The organism is Nitrospirillum amazonense (assembly GCF_029594735.1).
GTDB lineage: Bacteria > Pseudomonadota > Alphaproteobacteria > Azospirillales > Azospirillaceae > Nitrospirillum > Nitrospirillum amazonense.
Genome location: NZ_JARPAF010000011.1, coordinates 1 through 348, shown reverse-complemented (window position 1 = coordinate 348; position 348 = coordinate 1). Strand labels below are relative to the sequence as shown.

General features: G+C 75.9%; 1 protein-coding gene. It reads right to left on the bottom strand.

Annotation, left to right across the window (positions count from 1 at the left end; genetic code table 11):
• Window positions 1-228: hypothetical protein (locus P5F91_RS28905; protein WP_277908980.1), on the bottom strand; the 228-nt coding region annotated here is incomplete at its 3' end.
• Window positions 229-348: the final 120 nt, after the last annotated feature.

Below are 348 nucleotides of genomic sequence, written 5' to 3'. Positions count from 1 at the left end.
CGGCGCACCGGTGTTCGCGACGGCGGCCCCCTGCGGAGCCGCGCCCTGCCCGCTGGGCTGCGGGCCGCGCGTGGCGACCGCCTGCCGGGCGGCGGGATAGGTCGCGGCGTCGATCGGCTGATATGCCGGCGGCTGCTGGCGGGCCAAGGCGTCCCCCCCGTTCCGGGCGGCTTGGTCCAGGCTGTCGCCGGGCAGAGCGTCCGTTTGACGCGGCGCCTGGGACTGCATCGGCTCACCGGGGGGCGCGACGGCGGGCCCTTGCCCGGCCGGCTGTACCCCGCCCTGCTGGGGTGCCAAAGAAGGCAATGCCGAACGACGGTCCAAAGAACCATTTCCGGCCGTGCCACC